Here is a 6,793-nt window from a genome sequence, read left to right as displayed (position 1 = left end):
AAAAAAGTTCAAGGTCGAAGCGTATTTATTCATACGTGAGAGTTTGAACTTTTTGCAGCGACGCAGCAATTGGGAGTTTTTCAACGGACTGTTATGAGATGCAGCCGGCGTCCCTAGCCTCAGGGCGTGGCAATGTGTTGAAAAAGCCAGATTCTGCAGGCTGTTCAAAATCCCCGATGGCAAGGCGCAAAAAAAAGATCAAGGCCGAAGCGTATTGAGTCACACGTGAGGGTTTGAACTTTTTGCTGCAACGCAGCTAGCGGGGATTTTTCAACAGCCTGTTGGAGTATTGCCTGAACTCCGGGCTGGGGGTCGTGAACGGCGAATCCCGGATCAACATGGTCACCCGATGATTGTAAGTGCGATCCATGGAACAACGTTAAAAACAAACACAAATATCTTATAAATCCCAATAAGCAAATAAATAGCCGCGTTAAACGTATCCCGCGGCATAGGGAACCACTTGCTGTGCGTTCGATATACGAATTCACTTCCAAATCCATATGCTACCACAAAAAACGACAGAACCAGCAAGGCCACGTTGATGATGGTGCACCACATAAAGAATTGTGTCAAAATTTCAATATCCATTTTGATCTCCTTGCTTCAAGTCCCATTTCTCAATCCACACGACACTGTCCAGAAGCAGCTTTATAATGGAGGCAAAATCGCAACGAAAAAGGTGTCGATGTGCGCACCTTGATAGACACTACCGTAACGACGCCCAACCTCTCAGCTTAGCGGCAATATACGGTGCAAGGGCCGTTGCCGCGAGGACGACGGGCCAGATATTGCCACCCTTGAATGTGTAGGCCTCAAGCAACACAGTCCACGACTTGCCCTGCCAGATCCCGAACGAAAATTCAAAGACGAGCGTCAATGCGAGCCAGCCAAACCCAACGAACCAGAACTGCGCAGGGCGGCGAATTTGCAGCCAAGGAAGCGATACGTACGCCACGCCAATGATGAGGGCGGAAAGCAGCAACCCACTCAGAACGAGCGCGGTCGGGGTTCCGAGCCCCGGAATGAGCACGGACTCGCGCAAGGCCCCATTAGCTATGGCGAGAACGAGGATGCCGACCCAAAGTATTACTGCCTTTATCATTATCATCGGAGGGGTCATCGGAGGGGTCAAGTCTGCTCTTGGCTCGAAAGTATTATTTTCCTCAGCGAATCCAACCTGATCCGAAGCGCCCTTTCCCCCTTCACCCTGGACTGGAGGCGAGAAGGTCGTCTTCGGTTATCCCATACTCACTGCAAACGGCATTCACGATGTCCTGGGGAGATGGCGCAAGGAATCGGGACTCCGGGATTTCCTCGTGCAGTTTTTCTCCAAAGAATCCGGCCTTGACGCTCTGCATAAACTCCTTGCTCCCAAGTACGGCCGGCAGTTTCTTCAGCGAAAAAATCCGCTGGATTTCTTTGGAATCTTCCTGAGCCATGTACTGACGATACGTTCTCCCGGCCAGGACCGGATCGTCGGAGAACTTCAAAGTCCGCACCGTCGAGAAAAGTCCGCTCCCGCCGCCTGCCCCGGTTCATGACGTGATACCAGGCTCCGGGATATTCAATGCGCAATGGTCTTGCCATTCGACCAAGCTACGGGAGGAAATCTATAAAAGTCAAGAGCAGACTTGACCCGACCTTAACTCCGACTCGTCCGAGATGTGGCGGTGGCGAACGTATATTGCAAACATAGAGGATAAGTTGCATGATGCACAATAATGGTTATGCGTGATTGCACGGTCTCGGTCTCCACCCCCGGAGAAATGCATCGAAAAGAGCAAAGGGTACGGACATGGGCAGCCACAAGGCGAATATTCTCATTGTAGACGATGACCCCACCAGTCTCTTTTTGTTGGAAACAATTCTTGCGCCACTGAAAAATGTCCTGCTGGTCAAGGCCGACAGCGGTGAAGCGGCAATTGATCGTCTGGAGGAAACCGAGTTCGCCCTGGCCATCCTGGACATCTCGATGCATGGGATGAGCGGTTTCGACGTGGCCAAGCGCATGGCCTCCATGGAGCAGAACCGCGAGACCCCGATCCTGTTTCTCACCGCCATTCACAAGACCGAGCGCGACATCCTCGACGGCTACAAGGTCGGCGCGGTGGATTACATGTTCAAACCGTTCGACAGGGACATCCTGTTGAGCAAGGTGCGGATCTTTGTCGAGCTGGACCGCAAGCGCAGGGCCCTGGAGCGCAGCGACCAGAAGCTGCGCCGCAAAACCCGCGAGCTCGAGGAACGGGAGCAACGCTGGCGAGGCCTGCTCCAGTCCATTCAGGCCGGAGTGATCGTGTGCGCCCCAGATACGAACATCATCGCCTCCAATGCCACGGCCGGCAAGCTGCTGGGCCTGACCGGGGAACAGATGGAAGGCAAGATGGCCGCGGACTCGGCCTGGGTCTTCCTCAGGGCGGACGGGACCAGGATGCCCCTGGATGAGTTTCCCGTGAACAGGGTGCTGCGGTCCAGGGAGACTCTGTCCGATTTCACGCTGGGCGTCAGTGCGCCTGAAAAGGATCACGTCACCTGGCTGCAGGTGACTGCCTCGCCGATCTTCTCCGACACGGGCGAACTCACGGAGATCATCATCACGTTCATGGACATCACCGAGCGCAAGAAAGCCGAGGAAGAACTGCGCTACTCCAGGAGGCTGCTGCAAAAGACCTTCGAAAGCCTGAACGAGGGAGTGTTCATCCTGGCCGACCACACTTTCGAAATCATTGACTGCAATCATGCCGCCGCAACGATGGTCGGCTACGGTCGTGAGGAACTGCTCGGCGAAAGCGTGGAGCTGGTTCACGTGGACGCGCAAAGCCATGCCTGGTTCCGCGAACAGGCCCGTCTCGCGATCATGGAAAAAGGGTACTTTCAGTTGCCCAGATACCACCTGAAGCGCAAGAGCGGCGAGACTTTCAGCTCCGAGCACTACATCACGCCCATTGAACGCGAACCGGGCGAGCCTCTGTTCCTGGTCAGTGTCATCCGCGACATCACGGAGAAGATCCAGGCCGAGGAGCAGTTGAAGCAGCGCGCCTTTGAACTGGAGGTGCTGCACGAACTCTCGCGCAAGCTGGGCTACACCCTGGACTACGAAGACTTGGTCAAGCTGATGATCGAAAATCTGGGCGGCGTTCTGGAGTTCGATGTGGCCGCCGGGCTGTTCATGAAAAAAAACGAGGGAGTGCTCTATAACTACTTCAACCGCCCGCTGAGTCCGGAGCTGCAGCAGAACATTCTCGACACGATGCGCATGGAAAACAGCCGACTTACCGGAAACAACTCAGTGGAATCCTTTTCCGAGCACACCACCCTGGCCTGCCGGACATCCGGACAAGGGGGGGACATCCAACGTATCGAGACCGCCGTCATGGTGCCGCTTTTTGAAACCAACGGCGAAATTGCCGGCATGCTCTACGTGGGCGCCGCTTCCCCCGACGCCTTCAGCGTCAACCAGCTGGAACTGCTGCACAAGGTGACCGAGCAAGCTTCCTCCTCCGTGGGGAGACTGCGCGCCCTGGTGAAGGAGAGCCGGAAGGAACTGGAGCAACTCGTGCATACCATGCCTGCCGGCGTGGTGCTCCTGGATCAAAACAATACCGTGGTCCTGGCCAATCCCGTAGGTCGCGCGATGCTCGCGCACCTTGTCGGGGTCCATGAAGGCGAGACGCTGCACCACCTGAACGGCATCGGTATCGAGACGTTGCTGACCGACTTGCACGAACACGAGGAGCACCATCTGCAACTGATCCATGACGGCCCTCCCCCCCGCGTCTTCCGCGTCACCGGACGCCAGCTGAACGCAGGCCCCCAGGCCGGCGGACACGTGCTGATCCTTCTCGACGTGACCCGCGAGCACGAGGACGCCGAACGGATCAAGACCTCGGAGCGTCGCTTCCGGACGCTGTTCGACAACTCCTCGGACGCCATCTTCGTCCACGACCTGGAGGGTCGTTTTCTCGACGTCAACAGTGTGGCCTGCCAACGCTTGGAATACACCCGTGAGCAACTCCTGACCATGACTCCCGACGATCTGGCGCCGGGAAACCCGTCCGGTGAAAAATCCATTCACGAGCGCATCTCCGAAATTCTGGAGAACAGAGGCTTCACCTTTTTCGAGACCGTGCAGCAGCGCAAAAGCGGCGGCCTGGTGCCCACGGAAATCAACGCCAAGCTGATCGAATACGAAGGCCGCAAGGCGGTCCTGACCACGGCCAGGAACATCACCGAACGCAAGCAGGCCGAAAGGGAGCGCATCGAGCACGAGGCCATGCTCGACGCCATCCTCAGCGGCATCAAGGCGGCGTTTTTCATCATCAACCCACGCACCATGAGGGTGGTGGAGACCAACGAGCAGGCCGCCGCGCTGCTGGGCCAGGACAGGGAAAACCTGATCGACCGCCTCTGCCAGGACATCTTGAGCTTTTCCATCTGCAACCATGATGCATGCGGGGATTGTTTACATATCGACCACACCTTCCTCGGCAAGGAGGCGACCTTGACCTTGCCGGACAAGACCTTGTTGCCCATCTCTTTGAACCGCCTGCGTGTTCTCAAGGGCGGTCAGGAGTACATGGCGATCATCATTTTCGACATCTCCGAACGCAAGGCTTTGGAACGCCAGCTCGCACTGGCCCAGAAGCTCGAATCCATCGGCCAGCTTGCCGCGGGCATCGCGCACGAGATCAATACGCCCATCCAGTACGTGTCCACGAACATCGACTTCTTCCAGACCTCCTTCGAAAAGCTGCGCGTCTTGCTGGAAAAGTACAATGCACTGTACAGGGCCGCCGGCGAAGACAGAGACACCGGCAGTCTCGTGCTGGACGTGGCCGCCGCGTTGAAGACGGCCAAGCTGGACTTCCTGCTGCGGGAAATCCCCCAGGCCATCGACGATTCGCTGGACGGCGTGCGGCGGGTGACCACCATTGTTCAAGCCATCAAGAAGTTCTCCCACCCCGACATCGGGGAAATGACCCCCCTGGAGATCAACGAGGCCATCAAGAACACCGTCGCCGTGGCCCGTAACGAGTGGAAGTACGACTCCGAGGTGCGCACCGATCTGGCCGGTGATTTGCCGCTGATTCATTGCGTACCCGGAGAATTCAACCAGGCCGTTCTGAACGTCCTGGTCAACGCGGCCCACGCCAATTCGGCCGCGGTGAAAGCGCGCGGAGGCAAGGGGATCATCTCCATTTCCACGGCCCGGTCCGGCGACTTCGTGGAAATCCGCATCAGCGACACGGGCACGGGCATTCCGCCGGAGCACCGAAACAGGATTTTCGACCCCTTTTTCACGACCAAGGAGGTGGGCAAGGGTACCGGCCAGGGATTGGTCATCACCCACGCCATCATGGACAAGCACGGCGGCACGATTGATTTTGAGACGGAAATGGACAAAGGCACGACCTTCATCCTTCGTTTCCCCGTCGACCCGCCACGAACCAAAGGAAATGGAAGCGCATGAACGACCGCATCCTCTTTGTCGATGATAATCCATCCGTGCTGCGGGGATTGCGACGCATGCTTCTCGAGTTGGAGGACACGTGGCAAATGCACTTCGCGGAGTCCGGCGAAGAGGCCCTGGCCATGATGGACCGGGAACCTTTCGACGTTATCGTCTCCGACCTGCAGATGCCTTTGATGAACGGCACCGAGTTGCTCGAACGCGTACGTTCGCGCTCTCCCGGGACCGTACGCCTGATCCTCTCAGGCTATTCGGACAATACCCAGATCTTGAAATCCGCAATGACCGCGCATCAGTTTCTGAGCAAGCCCAGCTCGCGAGAGGTCATCCAGAGCGCTTTGGAACGCGTCCTCGCGCTCCAGGAGATTCTGCCCAATCCCGCAATCCGCGAGGTCGTCGCCAGGCTGTTTTCCCTGCCGGTCCTGCCCTCGACCTACGATGAACTGATGCGCGCCACCACTTCGGGACAAAAAGACGCCATCGACGAGGTCGCGGGCCTGGTATCCCGAGACCTGGGTCTTTCCGCATCGATTCTAAAACTGGTGAACACTGCTTTTTTCGGACTGCCGCAGCACATCGACAACCCGGCGCGCGCCGTGTCCCTGCTGGGCATCGAAATCATCAAGGCATTGATCGTTTCCGGGCATTTCATCTCCCCGTTCAATCCTCGACGTCATCCCGGCTTCGCCCTGGAGGACCTTTGGACGCACAGCCGGAATACGGCCCGGTTCGCCGAGACCATCGCCCGACTGGAAGGCGCGGACCAGAAAACCGCGGATCAAGCCTATCTCGGCGGTTTGTTCCACGACGTCGGCAAACTGGTCCTGGCCTGCGCCTTTGAAGACGAGTTCCACGCCATCATCGACCTGGCCAATACCCGCAACATCACTATCATCGATGCCGAACGGGAAGTCATTTCCGTCAGCCATGTGCAAATCGGCGCCTATCTCCTCGGTCTTTGGGGTTTTGACGAGCACATCGTCCATGGCATGCTCTGCCAACTCAACCTGTCGGCCCGTGAAGCCCGCCCGCTGACCACGGCGGTGCACGCCGCCAACGCTCTGGAGCATGAGCTGCGGATCATCAATCCAGGCTATGCAACGCATCCGGTGGACACGGCCTACCTTGAACACCACGGCCTGACCGGACGCTACGAAGTCTGGCGCGAGGCCTGCCGCAATCTGATTACTGGGAAGTGACGGCGGGAATAGTATTAATTTACGTTCAATTTAAGACGAATAGCCCGTGCACGCTCGGGCTCGAAATCGAAATCGAAATCGAAAAAACAAATAGATCATGAAACTATTGCGATACCGATTT

The 6,793-nt window shown here is 57.1% G+C and carries 5 protein-coding genes; 2 read left to right on the top strand and 3 right to left on the bottom strand.

Features of this window, described 5'->3' with window-relative positions:
• Positions 1 to 342: 342 nt before the first annotated feature.
• From DESLA_RS0114860 to DESLA_RS0114850, 3 genes are all read right to left on the bottom strand, one after another.
• A complete protein-coding gene (locus DESLA_RS0114860; protein WP_028573069.1) occupies positions 343 to 591 on the bottom strand; it encodes a DUF6868 family protein in 249 nt (82 codons plus the stop codon).
• A gap of 118 nt (positions 592 to 709) precedes the next feature.
• Entirely contained in the window at positions 710 to 1,111 is a 402-nt protein-coding gene (locus tag DESLA_RS0114855; RefSeq protein WP_051434731.1) for a hypothetical protein, read from the bottom strand.
• Positions 1,112 to 1,205: 94 nt separating this feature from the next.
• A complete protein-coding gene (locus DESLA_RS0114850; protein WP_156932985.1) occupies positions 1,206 to 1,502 on the bottom strand; it encodes a hypothetical protein in 297 nt (98 codons plus the stop codon).
• A gap of 296 nt (positions 1,503 to 1,798) precedes the next feature.
• Between DESLA_RS0114850 and DESLA_RS21940 the strand changes: the two genes are divergently transcribed.
• Both DESLA_RS21940 and DESLA_RS0114840 read left to right on the top strand, forming a co-directional pair.
• A complete protein-coding gene (locus tag DESLA_RS21940) occupies positions 1,799 to 5,473 on the top strand; it encodes a PAS domain S-box protein (RefSeq protein WP_051434730.1) in 3,675 nt (1,224 codons plus the stop codon).
• On the top strand, positions 5,470 to 6,672 hold the full coding sequence (locus DESLA_RS0114840; RefSeq protein ID WP_028573066.1) for a response regulator: 1,203 nt from the start codon (positions 5,470 to 5,472) through the stop codon (positions 6,670 to 6,672). Before DESLA_RS21940 ends, DESLA_RS0114840 begins: the two co-directional genes overlap by 4 nt.
• Positions 6,673 to 6,793: the final 121 nt, after the last annotated feature.

Origin of the sequence: Desulfonatronum lacustre DSM 10312, from assembly GCF_000519265.1 — a bacterium.
GTDB lineage: Bacteria > Desulfobacterota > Desulfovibrionia > Desulfovibrionales > Desulfonatronaceae > Desulfonatronum > Desulfonatronum lacustre.
The sequence above is the reverse complement of the archived record's forward strand: the minus strand, read 5'-3'. Positions and strand labels throughout refer to the sequence as shown.

Bases quoted from the DNA above. Each gene is read 5' to 3' on its own strand.
- DESLA_RS0114860 (WP_028573069.1), bottom strand. From the start codon at position 591: ATGGATATTGAAATTTTGACACAATTCTTTATGTGGTGCACCATCATC.
- DESLA_RS0114855 (WP_051434731.1), bottom strand. From the start codon at position 1,111: ATGATAATGATAAAGGCAGTAATACTTTGGGTCGGCATCCTCGTTCTC.
- DESLA_RS21940 (WP_051434730.1), top strand. From the start codon at position 1,799: ATGGGCAGCCACAAGGCGAATATTCTCATTGTAGACGATGACCCCACC.
- DESLA_RS0114840 (WP_028573066.1), top strand. From the start codon at position 5,470: ATGAACGACCGCATCCTCTTTGTCGATGATAATCCATCCGTGCTGCGG.